This is a genomic window from Thauera sp. DNT-1, from assembly GCF_055393985.1.
Genome location: NZ_AP043752.1, coordinates 1,454,957 through 1,469,635, shown reverse-complemented (window position 1 = coordinate 1,469,635; position 14,679 = coordinate 1,454,957). Strand labels below are relative to the sequence as shown.

Below are 14,679 nucleotides of genomic sequence, written 5' to 3'. Positions count from 1 at the left end.
ATCCCGCAACACTGCATTCCGCCAGGGCAGGGACATGGAACAGCTCGATCAACTGGTACAACAGGCCGCCGCCGAATTCGCCGCCGCGGTCGACGGCGCGCAGCTCGAACAGGCCAAGGCGCGCTACCTCGGCAAGTCCGGCGCGCTCACCGAGCGCCTGAAGGCGCTCGGCAAGCTCGAGCCCGAGGCGCGCCGCGAGGCGGGCGCCGCGATCAACGCCGCCAAGACCGCGATCGAGGCCGCGCTCGAAGGCCGCCGCAACGCGCTGCGCGAAGCCGCGCTGCTCGCCCAGCTCGCCGCCGAGGCGCTCGACGTCACCCTGCCCGGGCGCGGTGGCGTGCAGGGCGGACTGCATCCGGTGAGCCGCACCCTCGAGCGCGTCGAGCGCTTGTTCGGCTCGATCGGCTTCGTGGTCGCCGACGGTCCCGAGATCGAGACCGACTGGCACAACTTCACCGCGCTCAACACGCCCGAGAACCACCCGGCGCGCTCGATGCACGACACCTTCTATCTCGAGGGCCACGACGACGTGCTGCTGCGCACCCACACCAGCCCGGTGCAGATCCGCGCCATGCAGGCCCACGTCGCGCGCCACCGTGACGCCGATGCCATGCCCGACCTGCGCATCATCGCGCCCGGCCGTGTCTTCCGCGTGGACTCCGATGCCACCCACTCGCCGATGTTCCACCAGGTCGAGGGCCTGTGGGTGGGCGAGACGGTGAGCTTCGCCGACCTCAAGGGCGTGATCGCCGACTTCCTGCGCCGCTTCTTCGAGACCGACGACCTGCAGGTGCGCTTCCGCCCGTCCTTCTTCCCCTTCACCGAGCCTTCGGCCGAGATCGACGTCGCCTTCATGAGCGGCGCGCTCGAGGGGCGCTGGCTGGAGATCGCCGGCTGCGGCGTTGTGCACCCCAACGTGCTGCGCTTCGGCGGCATCGACCCCGAGCGCTACACCGGCTTCGCCTTCGGCATGGGGCCGGACCGCCTCACCATGCTGCGCTACGGCGTGAACGACCTGCGCCTGTTCTTCGAGGGCGACCTGCGCTTCCTCGGCCAGTTCCGCTGAGCGGCTTCGCACAAGCTGCGCCCTACCACGCAATCCGGGTAATCGAATCATGCAATTCTCAGAACAGTGGCTGCGGACCTTCGTCGATCCGCAACTGGACAGCGCCGGACTCGGCCATCTGCTGACCATGGCCGGCCTCGAGGTCGAGGAGGCCGAACCTGCCGCGCCCGCCTTCCGCGGTGTCGTGGTGGCGAAGATCGTCGAGGCCGAGAAGCACCCCAACGCCGACAAGCTCAAGCTGTGCAAGGTCGACGCCGGCACCGGCGAATTGCTGCAGATCGTCTGCGGCGCGCCCAACGCTGCCGCCGGCATGAAGGTGCCATGCGCGGTGGTCGGTGCGGTCCTGCCCGGCGAGTTCGAGATCAAGAAGGCCAAGCTGCGCGGCGTCGAGTCCTTCGGCATGCTGTGCTCTGCGCGCGAGCTCGGGTTCTCCGAGGATCACTCCGGCCTCTACGCGCTGCCCGAGGATGCCCCGGTGGGCACCGACGTCCGCGCCTACCTCGGCCTGGACGACACCTTGTTCACCATCAAGCTGACCCCCAACCGCGCCGACTGCCTGAGCCTGACCGGCGTGGCGCGCGAGGTCGCGGCGATCACCGGCGGCGAGTTCCGTCCGCTCGCGATCGACCCGGTCGCGCCCGCGATCGAGGCCCGCCGCGACATCGTGCTCGATGCGCCGCAAGCCTGTCCGCGTTACTGCGGCCGCATCCTGCGCGGCGTGGACGCGCGCGCCGCGACGCCCGACTGGATGGTGCGCCGCCTGGTGCGCAGCGGCATCCGCTCGATCAGCGCGCTGGTCGACATCACCAACTACGTCATGCTCGAGCTCGGCCAGCCCCTGCATGCCTTCGACAACGCCAAGCTGCAGGGCGCCATCCATGTGCGCCTGCCGCGTGCGGGCGAGCAGGTGCTGCTGCTCAACGAGCAGACGGTGACCCCGGCTGCGGACACCTTGCTGATCGCCGACGAGGCGCGCGCGCTCGCGCTCGCGGGCATCATGGGCGGCGAGGACAGCGGGATCACCCTCGACACCACCGAAGTCTTCCTCGAGAGCGCCTTTTTCGCGCCCGATGCGATCGCGGGCCGCGCGCGCGCCTACGGTTTCGGCTCGGATGCCTCGCACCGCTTCGAGCGTGGTGTCGATCCGGAGCTTGCGCGCGGCGCCCTCGAGCGTGCCACCCGTCTGGTGATCGAGCTGTGCGGCGGCGAGGCCGGTCCGGTGGTCGAGGCCGTCGCCACCGACGCGCTGCCCGCGCGCGCGCCGGTGCGTTTGCGTCCGGCGCGTGCGCGCCGCGTGCTCGGCATCGTGCTTGCCGACGCGGACATGCTCGCGCTGCTGCGTCGCGTCCACCTGCAGGTCGAGCGCACAGGTGACGACATCCTCGTCACGCCGCCGTCGTGGCGCTTCGACATCGAGATCGAGGAAGACCTGATCGAGGAGATCGCCCGCCTGCACGGCTACGACAACATCCCGGCGATCGCCCCGCAGGGCAGCCTGATGATGCTGCCGAGCAGCGAGAACGGACGCCCGGTGTGGGCGCTGCGTCACCTGCTCGCCGCGCGCGGCTACCAGGAGGTGGTCAACTTCGCCTTCGTCGAGGAGGCCTGGGAGCGCGACTTCTGCGCCAACGAGAACCCGATCCGCCTGGCCAACCCGATCGCCAGCCACCTCAGCGTGATGCGCTCCAGCCTGATTCCGGGCCTGGTCGGCACGCTCGCCGCCAATCGCAAGCGCCAGATCGACCGCGTGCGCGTTTTCGAGGTGGCACGCGTGTTCGAGCGCAAGGCCGATGGCGATCCGGTGCGCGGCTTCCATCAGGTGATGAACATCGCCGCGCTGGCGGCCGGCCAGGTGGTGCCCGAGCAGTGGGGCGAGCGCGCGCGCAGCGTCGACTTTTACGACGTGAAGGGCGATCTCGAGGCGCTGTTCGCGCCGCGCGAGCTGCAGTTCGCCCCGCTCTCGCATCCCGCCCTGCATCCGGGGCGCGCGGCCGCGGTGCGCCTGGACGGGCACATGATCGGCGTGCTCGGTGAACTGCATCCGGTGTGGGTGCAGCGCTACGACCTCGGCACCGCGCCGGTGGTGTTCGAGGTTGCGCTCGATGCTGCGCTCGCCGCCCGCGTGCCGGCCTATGCCGAGATCTCGCGCATGCAGGCGGTGCGCCGCGATCTCGCGCTGGTGGTGGGCAACGAGGTTCCGGTCGAGCGCGTGCTCGAGGTGCTGCGCGAGGCCGCGCCCGCGCTCGTACGCGAGATCGCGCTGTTCGACCTTTACCAGGGCAAGGGCATCGACTCCGACAAGAAGAGCCTTGCCTTCAAGGTATCGATGCAAGATACTCGTCGCACCCTCGAAGATGCCGAAGTCGACGCGGCGGTCGCGCTGCTCGTGACGCATGCCGAAACGGTGCTCGGCGCGCGCCTGCGAGGCGCGGGAGGCTGACATGACCCTCACCAAGGCCGAGCTCGCCGACCTCCTCTTCGAGCAGGTCGGGCTCAACAAGCGTGAAGCCAAGGACATGGTGGAGGGCTTCTTCGAGGAGATCCGGACGGCGCTGGAGCGCGGCGACAGCGTCAAGCTCTCCGGCTTCGGCAACTTCCAGTTGCGCGACAAGCCGCAGCGTCCGGGTCGCAACCCCAAGACCGGCGAGGAAATCCCGATCACCGCCCGGCGCGTGGTCACCTTCCATGCCAGCCAGAAACTGAAGGCCGCGGTGGAGCAACTCAGCGATGCAAGCAAGCAGCCCTGAAACCGGTGGCGAGCAACTGCCGCCGATTCCTGCGAAGCGCTATTTCACGATCGGCGAGGTGAGCGAGCTGTGCTGCGTGAAGCCGCACGTGCTGCGCTACTGGGAGCAGGAGTTCACCCAGCTGAAACCGGTCAAGCGCGGTGGCAACCGGCGCTATTACCAGCACCACGAGGTCATGCTGATCCGGCGCATCCGCCAGCTGCTGTATCAGGAGGGGTTCACCATCTCCGGTGCGCGCAACCGCCTTGGGGAGTCGGCGATCCAGGAGCAGGAGAACGGCGTGGAACTCGAGCAATGCAGGTCCACGCTGCGGCAACTGCGCGCCGAGATTGCGGCCACGCTGCAGGAACTGCGCGCCTGATCCGCGGCACGATTCGCGGGCTGATCATCGCGCAGCAAAAGTACTGGTATTTCTGAAAACCGCTGCTATAATGGCGGCTTGTGTCGGGGCGTAGCGCAGCCTGGTAGCGCACTTGCATGGGGTGCAAGGGGTCGCGAGTTCGAATCCCGCCGCCCCGACCAATCAAACTAACCGGCCCAGGCCGGTTTTTTTGTTTGTGCCGTTCGCCAGGCGTGCGGCCTGGTACGCCATGCTAATATCTCCGCTCCCGCCGGTTCGCGGCGCCCCTTGCAGGCCCTTGCAATCCCTCGCAGCCACCCGCACGGAATCAAGATGCGCATCCTGGTCAGCAACGACGACGGTTACTTCGCCCCCGGCATCGCGGCGCTCGCCGAGGCGCTCGGCACGATCGGCCAGGTGACCGTGGTCGCTCCCGAGCGCGACCGCAGCGGCGCGAGCAACTCGCTGACGCTCGACCGTCCGCTCTCGCTTCGCCAGACCTCCAACGGCTTCTATCACGTCAATGGCACCCCCACCGACTGCGTCCATCTCGCGGTCACCGGGATGCTCGACCACCTTCCCGACATGGTTGTCTCCGGTGTCAATCACGGCGCCAACATGGGGGACGACACGGTGTATTCGGGCACGGTCGCGGCCGCCACCGAGGGCTTTCTGCTTGGCGTGCCCTCGATCGCGGTCTCACTGGTGAGCAAGTCGGCCACCGATTTCACCGCCGCCGCACGCGTCGCTCGCGACCTCGCCGAGCGCTTCATGCGCAACCCCTTTCCGCGTCCGGTGCTGCTCAACGTCAACGTGCCCGATGTCGCCTACGAGCGCCTGCAAGGCATCCGCGTCACCCGCCTGGGCAAGCGCCACAAGGCCGAGCCGGTGGTGCGCAGCGAGACGCCGCGCGGCGAGACGGTCTATTGGGTCGGTGCCGCGGGCGGTGCCGCCGACGCGGGAGAAGGCACCGACTTCCATGCGGTGGCCAACGGCTTCGTGTCGGTCACGCCGCTGCAGATCGACCTCACCCATACCGGCCTGATCGCTCCGGTCTTCGACTGGTTGCAGCGGTGAGCGTGCGCGCATCCGACCCGGGGCAGGCCTCGCGCGCACGCGCGCGCATGGTCGAGCGGCTGCGCGCCCAAGGCATCCGCGACGAGCGCGTGCTCGCGGCGATGCAGGCGGTGCCTCGCCACGCCTTCGTGGACGAGGGGCTGGCATTCAGCGCCTACGACGACACGCCGCTGCCGATCGGCTTCCAGCAGACCATCTCGCAGCCCTTCGTGGTGGCGCGCATGCTCGAACTGCTGCGCAACGGGCGCGAGCTCGGGCGCACGCTCGAGGTCGGCGCGGGCTGCGGTTATCAGGCGGCGGTGCTGTCGCTGCTCGCCACCGAGGTCTATGCCGTAGAGCGCATCCGCGGCCTGCTCGATCGCGCGCGCGCGAACCTGCGCCCCTTGCGCCTGCCCAACGTGCGGCTGAAACTTGCCGACGGTAGTCTTGGTCTCCCCGAGGCCGCTCCCTTCGACAGCATCGTCGTCGCCGCGGCGGCGGTCGGGCTGCCGCCGGCATTGAAGGAGCAGCTCGCCTCGGGCGGGCGGCTGATCATTCCGGTCGGTGGAGCGGAGCAGCGCCTGTTGCTGATCGAGCGCCAGGGCAATACCTTCCGCGAGACCTGGTGCGAGGCGGTGCGCTTCGTTCCCCTGATCGCGGGTACTGACTGAATCACGGTATTTTCGGATGCACAAGAACACTTCTCATCTCATCGCCCTCGTCGCCGCCGCGCTGCTTGCCGGCTGCGCCTCGCAGGGGACGGCGCCGGTGCGCGACGGTAGCGGGGTTTCGCCCGCACCGGCCGCTGCGGTCGCGCCGGCCTCGGGTTATCACACCGTCCGTCCGGGCGACACCCTGCTCGGCATCGCACGCCAATATGGCGTCACCCTGCCCGATCTGGTGTCGTGGAACCGGATCACCGACCCCGACCAGATCCACGTCGGCCAGAGCCTGCGCGTGTCGCCGTCGGCCTCGACGGGCGCGATCGCGGGGGCTGGGGGGGCCATCGCGACGCCGATCCCTTCGACCGGCTCCGCTACGGTCCCGACCGTGCGGGAGCCGGTCGGCGGCCGTGCGCCGGTGACCGAGCCCGCTGCGGTCGAGAGTCCGCCGCCCGCCGCGGCGGAGGCGCCGCCTTCGACGATGAGCGGCCAATGGCGCTGGCCGGCCTCCGGCAGCGTGATCGCCGGCTTCAACGAGGCTTCCAACAAGGGGCTCGACATCGGTGGCGCGGTCGGCGAGCCGGTGTATGCGGCAGCGGCCGGCAAGGTGGTCTACGCAGGCAGCGGCCTGCGGGGTTATGGCAAATTGATCGTGATCAAGCATAATCAGGAGTACAACTCCGTGTATGCTCATAACGACAAGCTCCTGGTCAAGGAAGACGACCAGGTCGCACAGGGCCAGAAGATCGCCGAGCTCGGCAGTTCGGAAGCCGATCGGCCCAAGCTTCATTTCGAGATCCGCAAGCAGGGCAAGGCGGTCGATCCGACCGGGTATCTGCCTGCGCGCTGAGGAGGGCGAGGATGGAAGAACCGGTCAATCTTGATGAACTGGAAAGTCAGCAGGAACCGGATCTTCCCCCTGAGGTGGAGGTGTTCTCGTTCCAGGCGCCGCCGGTTGTCGAGAACGAGTTCTTCAGCGACGTCACCCAGCTCTACCTCAACGAGATCGGTGCCAATCCGCTGCTGACCGCCGAGGAGGAGCTGGTGATCGCCCGCCGCGTGCGGATGGGCGACTTCGATGCCCGGCAGACGATGATCGAGCGCAACCTGCGCCTGGTCGTCAATATCGCCAAGCACTACCTCAATCGCGGGATTCCCTTGCTCGATCTGGTCGAGGAGGGCAACCTCGGCCTCATGCACGCGCTCGAGAAGTTCGACCCCGAGCGCGGCTTCCGCTTCTCGACTTACGCGACGTGGTGGATTCGGCAGAACATCGAGCGTGCGATCATGAACCAGTCGCGCACGATCCGCCTGCCCGTCCACGTGGTGAAGGAACTCAATCAGGTCCTGCGCGCGCAGCGCCACATCGAGGCCGATTGCAACGGCGAGTCCTCGCTCGAGCAGATCGCCAATCGGCTAGGCAAGACGATCGAGGAGGTGCGCAGCATCCTCGCGCTCGGCGAGCACACCGCCTCGCTAGACGCGCCGCTCGATATCGACCCCTCCTTGTCGATCGGCGAGTCGCTCGCGGACGAGCAGCAGATCTCCGCCGACCTTCGCATACAGTGCTCGGAAGTCGAGCAACTCGTGCGCGAATGGCTCGCGATCCTCAACGACAAGCAGCGCATGGTGATTCGTCACCGCTATGGCATCGACGAGTGCGAGTTGCTCACGCTCGAAGAACTCGCCGAACGCCTCGAACTCACCCGCGAGCGCGTGCGCCAGATCCAGCTCGAGGCGCTGGGCCAACTGCGCCGGATCCTGCGCCGGCGCGGAATCTCGCGCGACGCGCTGCTCTAGGCAAGCACAACGGCGGGTGCGCGCAGGAGTCCCGTCATGTCGCGGGCGCGGCAGGGGGAAAGGTGCGGAAGTAGAGTTCCCGGCTCGCGTAGGCCATCACCGGCAGGCTGACCAGCAGCAGCGGCAGGGCCATGACGCTGCCCATGATCACCGCGGCGAGCAGGAAGGCCCAGCACATCATCACGCCGAAGCGACCGAACACCGCACGCACGCTCGCCACCACGCCCGACACCAGCGTCGCGCGGCCATCGTAGATCAGCGGGATCGAGAACGCCGACACGGCGAACAGGATGAAGGCCAGCACTCCACCCATGATCGCGCTGTAACCGGCGTAGTCCATCACGACCTGCTCGATTCGCAGCAGGCGCACGAAGCCGATCGGCTCGCGGCCCACCATGAAGCCGTAGAGGATGCCGGCGTCGGTGATCCAGATCAGGAACAGCAGCCCGCAAACGAAGGACACCACCCAGCCGCCGCGCGGCATCTGCCGAAAACCGCTCCAGATGTCGCCGAAGCTCGGCTGGCGGCCCTTGCGCAGCTTGTCGGAGACACCGAAGAAGCCGGCCAGCAGTACCGGACCCACGAGCATGAAGCCCCCGGCTAGCGACAGGCTCATCGGCGCGATCGCGCCGAACTCGAGAATGCCGAAGAGCAGGGCTCCGATCACCACGAAGAGTAGTGCGAAGGCCATGCTCAGGAGCGGAATGGCCCGGAACTGCGTGATGCCGAAACGCAGCGCGCCGCCGAGGTCGGCGAGGCCGAGCGGCGCCGGACGGAGGGAGGAGGGGTCGGAGGACGACGGCGGGGCGCTTGCGGGCATGGGCGGATCCTTCAGCGGCGTTCGGCGCGGATTTCCTCCACCAGCCGGCCCAGGCGCAGCGCCTCGGCGAGCTCGAACACCGACATCGCGTAGAAACTGCTTCGATTGTAGCGCGTGATGACGTAGAAGTTCCGGTAGCCGAGCCAGTACTCGGTGTCGGCGCCCGGCGTCTCCAGGTCCACCAGGGTCGCCGCGGCGGCGACAGGGCGGCCGTCGGCGGTGGTGATGCCGTTGTCGGCGAGCAGCGCGGGCGCGAGCGTCGGCTCGATGCCGGCCGCCACCAGGCCGGCAGCATCGGTCGCGGGCGACAGGCGAGCGCGCTCTGCGACCGGTGCGCCTGCCTGCCAGCCATGCGCGCGCAGGTAGTTGGCCACGCTGCCGATCGCGTCCACCGGGTCACCGTCGAAGTCGATGGCGCCGTTGCGGTCGAAGTCCACCGCATAGGCGCGCATGCTGCTCGGCAGGAACTGCGGGTAGCCGAGCGCGCCGGCGAAGGAGCCGTAATAGCTCGCCGGGTCGCGTCCCTGTTCGCGCGCGAGCAGGAACAGGGCCTCGAGTTCGCGGCGGAAGAGTTCGGCGCGCGGCGGGTAGTCGAAGGCCAGCGTGGCGAGCGTGGAGAGGGTCTCGAAGTTGCCGGTGTTGCGCCCGTAGATCGTCTCCACCCCGATGATCGCGACGATGACCTCGGCGGGGACGCCGGTCTCGCGCTCGGCGCGTTCCAGGGTATCGGCGTGCTCATGCCAGAAACGCATCCCGCCGTCGATGCGGGTGCGGTCGAGGAAACGCGCGCGATAGGACCGCCAGGAACGCACGCCCTTGCGCGAGGGGGGCGTGATCAGGCGGATCACCTCCGGATCGTGGCGGGCGCCGGCGAGCGCGCGCTCGATCTCGCCGGCGTCGAGTGCATGGCGGCTGGCGATTTCCGCGGCGAAGGCGCGCGCGTCCTCGCGCTCGGCGTAGGACGCATGCGCGAGCGCGGGCGTGCACAGCGCGATCGCGAAGGCGGCGAGGATCCCGCCGAGCTTGCGCTGCCGGTACGGCGGCCGCTGCGTGGGCGAGGAAGGGCGGGCGGGGAGGGACGGGGTCGGGATCATTTCAGGCGCAGTGAGGCGATGCGGTTGTGCAGAATCCGGAGTTGCTGCTCCGGGGCGGGCGGTCCATAGCGCAGGCGGGCGTAGAGCATGCAGATGCCGCGTAGTTCCATGGCATGCGCCGGGAAGTGCGTGGCCAGTTCTTCGGCATAGTCCTGCGGCCCCTGCCAGGCTGGGCGGGCCGCGCCAGCGGCGGCCATCTTCGCGCAGAAGCGCTCCCAGGTGCGCGCGAGCGGGTCGCGCACGCGCGTGGCGCGCAGGCTCCAGGCATAGAGGGCGGCGAACAGCAGTACCGCTGCGCCGGCGAGCACGCCCAGGGTCTGCGCCAGTCTGTCCGCGCCGAGGCCGATGCGCGCGAGGAGTTCGCGCTGGCGCTCGGGATTGTAGCCAAGGACATGCTGGTTCCACAGGTTCGCGACAGCTTCCCAGCGGTGGCGCAGGCCGCGCAGCCAGGCCATGTCGGCGCGCAACATCAGCGGCAACTCGCCCGCGTCGGCCAGCGCCGCGGCCAGCCCGCCGTCGATGCGCTCGGGTGCAGCGAGCGCGGTCGGGTCCACGCGCAGCCAGCCGCGTCCCTGCAGCCAGACCTCGGTCCAGGCGTGGGCGTCGGACTGGCGCACCACCAGCTGACCGTCGATCGGGTTGATCTCGCCGCCCTGATAGCCGGTCACGATCCGGGTCGGCACGCCTGCGGCGCGCATCAGCACGGCGAAGGCGGAGGCGAAGTGCTCGCAGAAGCCGCGCCGGGCGTCGAAGAGGAACTCGTCTGCCGCGTGGCGGCCGAGCAGCGGCGGGCGCAGCGTGTAGGCCAGGCGCAGGGCGCGCAGTCGGGCGAGCACGCGCTCGAGGATCTCGGCGTGGTCGCGCGCGCCAGCGGCGAGTTCGGCGGCGAGGCGGCGGCTGCGCGGGTTGCTGTCGGCGGGCAGGGTGGTGGCCGAGGCAAGCACCGCGGGCGATTCGGCCACGCCGACTGGCGTGTGCGGATACGCGCCGAGGGCGAAGCGCGCCCGTGCCCGCAGGGGTTCGGCGGCGAGCGCGCGCAGGTCGCCGGTATAGCGGATCGGCGGCCGCGCCGGCCCTGGATGTTCGAGCGCGATCAGCCAGCGCCGCTGGTGCGGCTCGATGGTAAGCAGGTAGTCGATGCGCTCGCCCTGCGGCGTGTAGCGGGGCGAGGCGGATTCGGCGGCCGGCTCGGCGTGCCATTCGCGACCATCGAAGCGGGTGAGCACCGGGCCGCGCCAGTAGCGCTGCGCCGGTGGAGGCGGCGGACCGGAGAAGGCGGCGCGCAGGGCGATCTCGTCGGATTCGCCGAGTGCGCTGATCGAGCCCGGGCGCATCGTGTCCGACAGCCCGGTGCGCGCCGAGAACGCATCCGCCGGCAGGCCCCACAGCGGGCCCTGGATGCGCGGGAAGAGCACGAACAGTGCGAGCATGAAGGGCAGGCCCTGAGCGAGCAGGGTAGCCGCGGTGAGCAGGCGTTCGCGCTCGCCCCCGTCCGGGTCGGCGAGCGCCACCAGGGCGCCGAGTGCGGGCAGGGTGCCGGCGAGCACGAGCGCGGCCACGGGCAGGGACTGATCCTCGAAGAAGAGCGCCAACTGCAGGAACAGGCACAGCAGCACCCCGGCGCGGATGTCGCGCGCCGCGCGCGTCTCGAGGAGCTTGAGGCCGAGCAGCAGGACCAGCACCGCGACGCCCGGCTCGCGGCCGAAGAAGTGGCCGAACTCCAGACGTACCCCTGCGGCGACTGCGAGCGCGAGCGCGAACAGCAGGGTGCCCGGCGGCGGCCGGCTGCCGCGCCACAGCAGCAGCGCACGCCACCCGAGCAGGCCGAGGCCGAGCGCCCCGATCCACCCCGGCAGCCAGCCCGCATGAGGTGCGATCGCCATCGCGGCGGCGGCGAGCAGCCAGGCGCCCTGGTCGCGCCGCAGCGCAGGCGCCAGGGGGCCGGTGCGTGTGCCACCCAGCGGGCCGCCGCGGCGGCGGAGGCCGATCAGCCGCCGTGCGCGAGCCACGCTCATGCGCCATCCTCCGCTGTCGGATCGGGAAGGCCATGGAGCGCGAGCAGGCGCAGGCAGCGCTCGCGATGGGCGCGGCCAGTTGCCGCCGCGATGCGGATGCCGGGCAGGGCGAGCGCGTAGCGGCGTCCTTCACGCTCGGCGGCGAGTACCCAGGCGGTGAGCCGCGACAGTCGGCGCTCGGCGTCGAGTCCGGCGGGCAGGCGGTCCCAGTCGAGCAGCAGCTCGCGCCCCTCTCCTGCGGCGAACTCCTTGGTCAGCATCGGGCCGCCGCGCGCCACGGCCTTCCATGCGACGTGGCGGGGCGAGTCCGCGCTACGGTGCGCGCGCAAGCCGGCGAAGTCCTCGTCACCCGTGCGCGCGTCGCGGCTGGCGCCGGTCGCGTCGCCACCTGCGGGGGGCAGGGGCGGCGGATCGGCTTCCGGCGTGGGCAGCACCAGGCAGTCGGCCTTGGGGACGAACACGCTCCACGCCCGGATGAGGCCGAGCGGCCAGCGCGTCTCGAGCACGCTGCGCCCGAGCGCGAGCCGGCCGCGCCGGAGCGCGGGGCAGGCCAGGGCGACGGCGGTCTCTTCCGCGGCGGGGAGCTCGAACGCGCTCCATTGTCCCTGCGCGCCCAGGCGTAAGGCGGGGCGCCGTCGGCTGGCCGGGTTGTCGATGAGGAGGGAGAACACGGCGGTCTCGCCCGCGAACACCGGCGCGCAGCGCCCCGGGCGGATCGACAGACCGTACAGGTTGCGGAAGGCGTGCAGTATGCTCGCCGCCGCGCTGCCGCCGAGGGTGAACACGAGCGCGTAGCCGAGGCTCAGGTTGTAGTTGATCGCCGCGAGCAGCATCACCAGCAGGGCGAGGCCGAAGCCGACACCTGCCGCGCTCGGCAGCACGTAGATGCGGCGCTGGCCGAGGCGGATCGGAGCAGGCTCCGGGGCGCCGATGCGGAACAGCCAGCGCTCGCCGGCGTGGCGCAGCCGCGTGGCGAGCGATGCGGCGGTGCGCGCCATCAGCCCACGGCGACGGTCTGCAGCAGCCGCACCAGCGTCGCCGCCGGCGCCGGGCGGCCGTCGCCGGCGAGGTGCAGGCGGTGCGCGGCGACGTGCGGGAAGAGGGTCTGCACGTCCTCCGGCAGCACGTGGTCGCGGCCGTCGAGCAGTGCCCATGCACGCGCCACGGCGAGCAGCCCGAGACCGGCACGCGGACTCAGTCCGCCGGCGAGTTCCGCACTGTTGCGGGTGGCGGCGAGCAGGGTCTGGACGTAGGCGACGAGGGCCTCGGCGACATGCAGGCCTTGCGCCGCCAGCTGCATGTCGAGCAGTTCGCCCGGGCCGATGACGGCCGGCTGGCGCTCGAGCAGCCCGCGCCGGTCCTCGCCCATCAGCAGCGCGCGCTCGGCCTGCGGGTCCGGGTAGCCGAGGCGGATGCGCAGCAGGAAGCGGTCCAGCTGGCTCTCGGGCAGCGGAAAGGTGCCGATCTGGTGGGCGGGGTTCTGCGTGGCAATCACGAAGAAGGGTTCGGGCAACGCGCAGGTCTGGCCGTCGGCGGTGACCTGGCGCTCCTCCATGGCTTCCAGCAGCGCGCTCTGCGTCTTCGGCGTGGCGCGGTTGATCTCGTCGGCGAGGATGAGTTGGGCGAACACCGGCCCGGGGTGGAAGCGGAAGGCGGCGGTGTTGCGGTCGAAGATGGAGACCCCGAGGATGTCCGCGGGCAGCAGGTCGCTGGTGAACTGGATGCGCTGGAACTGCAGCCCCATCAGGCGGGCGAGCGCGTGTGCGAGCGTGGTCTTGCCGACGCCGGGCACGTCCTCGATCAGCAGGTGGCCGCGCGCGATCAGGCAGGCGAGCGCGAGGCGCAGCTCGCGCTCCTTGCCGAGGATGATGCGCGAGGCGGCTTCGAGCAGACGATTCGCATGGTGCAGGGTCATCGTGCGCACTGTGAAATTGGCCTGGAAGCGGTGATAATAGACGACAAAGGCAAGCGGCCCGACGATCGGACGCAACACGGTCGGCGGCCGCCAGAGTCGGAAGGGGGTGTCTGGTGCCCCGTGTCCGTCGTCCGCGAGGCGAAAGGGAGGAGCATGACCACGACAGCATTCATTACTCACCGTGACTGCTGGCTGCACGACATGGGTGCGATGCATCCCGCATCCCGAGTGTCCCGACCGGCTGTCGGCGATCAACGATCGCCTGATCGCCTCGGGGCTCGATATGTATGTGTCCTTTTTCGATGCGCCTTTGGCCGAGCGCGAGCACATCCTGCGCGTGCATCCGGCCGAGCATCTCGACAACCTGATCGAGAGCGTGCCGGAGCACGGCATCCGCCACCTCGACCCCGACACCGCGATGAGTCCGGGCACGATGAAGGCGGCGCTGCGTTCCGCCGGTGCGGGGGTCTACGCCACCGACCTCGTGATGAAGGGGGAGATCGAGAACGCCTTCTGTGCCGTGCGTCCGCCGGGCCACCACGCCGAACGCGCCAAGGCGATGGGGTTCTGCTTCATGAACAACGTCGCCATCGCCGCCCGCCATGCGCTCGAAGCCCACGGGCTGGAGCGCGTCGCAGTGGTCGACTTCGACGTGCACCACGGCAACGGCACCGAGGACATCTTCCGCAACGACCCGCGGGTCATGATGGCGGGGATCTTCCAACATCCCTTCTACCCGTATTGCGGTACCGAGAACCCCCCGGCGCACATGTGCAACGTGCCGCTGCCGGCGGGTACGCGGGGCGATGCCTTCCGCCAGGTCTTCGGCGACATCGTCGTGCCCGCGCTGCGCAGCCATAGTCCGCAGATGATCTTCATCTCCGCCGGATTCGACGCGCACTACGAGGACGACATGGGCTCGCTCGGGCTGCTCGAGGCCGATTACATCTGGGCGACCCAGCAGATCAAGGGAGTCGCCGAGTCCTGCGGCCACAAGCGCATCGTCTCGATACTCGAAGGCGGCTATTCGCTGTCCTCGCTGGCGCGCTCGGTAGTGGCCCACATCAAGACGCTGGCCGATCTCTGAGTCCCGCTCGCCGGGCCGCCTGCGTTGCCGCCGGCCGGCGCGCCCGCATACGGGGCACGCCGGCCGCGTCCTGTAAC

At 69.9% G+C, this 14,679-nt stretch carries 13 protein-coding genes, 1 tRNA gene and 1 pseudogene; 10 read left to right on the top strand and 5 right to left on the bottom strand.

The genetic code is table 11. From position 1 onward, the window contains the following. The first annotated feature begins 34 nt into the window (after positions 1–34). From pheS to rpoS, 9 genes are all read left to right on the top strand, one after another. A complete protein-coding gene (gene pheS, locus ACZ5PP_RS06805; RefSeq protein ID WP_004299092.1) occupies positions 35–1,066 on the top strand; it encodes a phenylalanine--tRNA ligase subunit alpha in 1,032 nt (343 codons plus the stop codon). A 49-nt stretch (positions 1,067–1,115) separates the two neighbouring features. After that, on the top strand, positions 1,116–3,506 hold the full coding sequence (pheT, locus tag ACZ5PP_RS06800; protein ID WP_464826910.1) for a phenylalanine--tRNA ligase subunit beta: 2,391 nt from the start codon (positions 1,116–1,118) through the stop codon (positions 3,504–3,506). A 1-nt stretch (position 3,507) separates the two neighbouring features. Then, on the top strand, positions 3,508–3,813 hold the full coding sequence (locus ACZ5PP_RS06795) for an integration host factor subunit alpha (protein WP_004299096.1): 306 nt from the start codon (positions 3,508–3,510) through the stop codon (positions 3,811–3,813). Further along, positions 3,794–4,174, top strand: a complete 381-nt coding sequence (locus ACZ5PP_RS06790; RefSeq protein ID WP_004299098.1) for a MerR family transcriptional regulator — start codon at positions 3,794–3,796, stop codon at positions 4,172–4,174. The genes ACZ5PP_RS06795 and ACZ5PP_RS06790 overlap by 20 nt, the downstream gene beginning before the upstream one ends. Positions 4,175–4,258: 84 nt before the next feature. Next, positions 4,259–4,335, top strand: a tRNA-Pro gene (locus tag ACZ5PP_RS06785). A 151-nt stretch (positions 4,336–4,486) separates the two neighbouring features. Beyond that, positions 4,487–5,230, top strand: coding sequence for a 5'/3'-nucleotidase SurE (surE, locus tag ACZ5PP_RS06780; protein WP_004299100.1), 744 nt, complete (start codon positions 4,487–4,489; stop codon positions 5,228–5,230). Continuing rightward, a complete protein-coding gene (locus ACZ5PP_RS06775) occupies positions 5,227–5,880 on the top strand; it encodes a protein-L-isoaspartate(D-aspartate) O-methyltransferase (protein WP_004299102.1) in 654 nt (217 codons plus the stop codon). The genes surE and ACZ5PP_RS06775 overlap by 4 nt, the downstream gene beginning before the upstream one ends. A gap of 16 nt (positions 5,881–5,896) precedes the next feature. Beyond that, positions 5,897–6,721 (top strand): peptidoglycan DD-metalloendopeptidase family protein, encoded by an 825-nt coding sequence (locus ACZ5PP_RS06770; RefSeq protein ID WP_004299104.1) that lies wholly within the window; start codon positions 5,897–5,899, stop codon positions 6,719–6,721. Positions 6,722–6,732: 11 nt separating this feature from the next. Continuing rightward, positions 6,733–7,671: an RNA polymerase sigma factor RpoS gene (gene rpoS / locus ACZ5PP_RS06765; protein WP_043746590.1), complete on the top strand. Its 939-nt coding sequence runs from the start codon at positions 6,733–6,735 to the stop codon at positions 7,669–7,671. Positions 7,672–7,705: 34 nt separating this feature from the next. Here rpoS and ACZ5PP_RS06760 read toward each other — a convergent pair whose 3' ends face one another. Genes ACZ5PP_RS06760 through ACZ5PP_RS06740 form a run of 5 tightly spaced genes read right to left on the bottom strand, consistent with a single transcriptional unit; the run spans position 7,706 to position 13,515 of the window. After that, complete coding sequence (locus ACZ5PP_RS06760) at positions 7,706–8,491, bottom strand: DUF2189 domain-containing protein (RefSeq protein WP_004299109.1); 786 nt, start codon at positions 8,489–8,491, stop codon at positions 7,706–7,708. 11 nt (positions 8,492–8,502) lie between these two features. Beyond that, on the bottom strand, positions 8,503–9,585 hold the full coding sequence (gene mltB, locus ACZ5PP_RS06755; RefSeq protein WP_273422877.1) for a lytic murein transglycosylase B: 1,083 nt from the start codon (positions 9,583–9,585) through the stop codon (positions 8,503–8,505). Next, positions 9,582–11,600, bottom strand: a complete 2,019-nt coding sequence (locus ACZ5PP_RS06750; RefSeq protein ID WP_464826909.1) for a transglutaminase TgpA family protein — start codon at positions 11,598–11,600, stop codon at positions 9,582–9,584. The genes mltB and ACZ5PP_RS06750 overlap by 4 nt, the downstream gene beginning before the upstream one ends. Next, entirely contained in the window at positions 11,597–12,598 is a 1,002-nt protein-coding gene (locus ACZ5PP_RS06745; RefSeq protein WP_464826908.1) for a DUF58 domain-containing protein, read from the bottom strand. Before ACZ5PP_RS06745 ends, ACZ5PP_RS06750 begins: the two co-directional genes overlap by 4 nt. Continuing rightward, positions 12,598–13,515 (bottom strand): AAA family ATPase, encoded by a 918-nt coding sequence (locus ACZ5PP_RS06740; RefSeq protein ID WP_043746961.1) that lies wholly within the window; start codon positions 13,513–13,515, stop codon positions 12,598–12,600. Before ACZ5PP_RS06740 ends, ACZ5PP_RS06745 begins: the two co-directional genes overlap by 1 nt. A gap of 153 nt (positions 13,516–13,668) precedes the next feature. Between ACZ5PP_RS06740 and ACZ5PP_RS06735 the strand changes: the two are divergent. Then, positions 13,669–14,602 (top strand): annotated as a pseudogene (locus tag ACZ5PP_RS06735) (histone deacetylase family protein). Positions 14,603–14,679 lie beyond the last annotated feature (77 nt).

Excerpts from the sequence above, each read along its gene's own strand:
- pheS (WP_004299092.1), top strand. The coding sequence starts at position 35 with ATGGAACAGCTCGATCAACTGGTACAACAGGCCGCCGCCGAATTCGCC.
- pheT (WP_464826910.1), top strand. The coding sequence starts at position 1,116 with ATGCAATTCTCAGAACAGTGGCTGCGGACCTTCGTCGATCCGCAACTG.
- ACZ5PP_RS06795 (WP_004299096.1), top strand. The coding sequence starts at position 3,508 with ATGACCCTCACCAAGGCCGAGCTCGCCGACCTCCTCTTCGAGCAGGTC.
- ACZ5PP_RS06790 (WP_004299098.1), top strand. The coding sequence starts at position 3,794 with ATGCAAGCAAGCAGCCCTGAAACCGGTGGCGAGCAACTGCCGCCGATT.
- surE (WP_004299100.1), top strand. The coding sequence starts at position 4,487 with ATGCGCATCCTGGTCAGCAACGACGACGGTTACTTCGCCCCCGGCATC.
- ACZ5PP_RS06770 (WP_004299104.1), top strand. The coding sequence starts at position 5,897 with ATGCACAAGAACACTTCTCATCTCATCGCCCTCGTCGCCGCCGCGCTG.
- rpoS (WP_043746590.1), top strand. The coding sequence starts at position 6,733 with ATGGAAGAACCGGTCAATCTTGATGAACTGGAAAGTCAGCAGGAACCG.
- ACZ5PP_RS06760 (WP_004299109.1), bottom strand. The coding sequence starts at position 8,491 with ATGCCCGCAAGCGCCCCGCCGTCGTCCTCCGACCCCTCCTCCCTCCGT.
- mltB (WP_273422877.1), bottom strand. The coding sequence starts at position 9,585 with ATGATCCCGACCCCGTCCCTCCCCGCCCGCCCTTCCTCGCCCACGCAG.
- ACZ5PP_RS06750 (WP_464826909.1), bottom strand. The coding sequence starts at position 11,600 with ATGAGCGTGGCTCGCGCACGGCGGCTGATCGGCCTCCGCCGCCGCGGC.
- ACZ5PP_RS06745 (WP_464826908.1), bottom strand. The coding sequence starts at position 12,598 with ATGGCGCGCACCGCCGCATCGCTCGCCACGCGGCTGCGCCACGCCGGC.
- ACZ5PP_RS06740 (WP_043746961.1), bottom strand. The coding sequence starts at position 13,515 with ATGACCCTGCACCATGCGAATCGTCTGCTCGAAGCCGCCTCGCGCATC.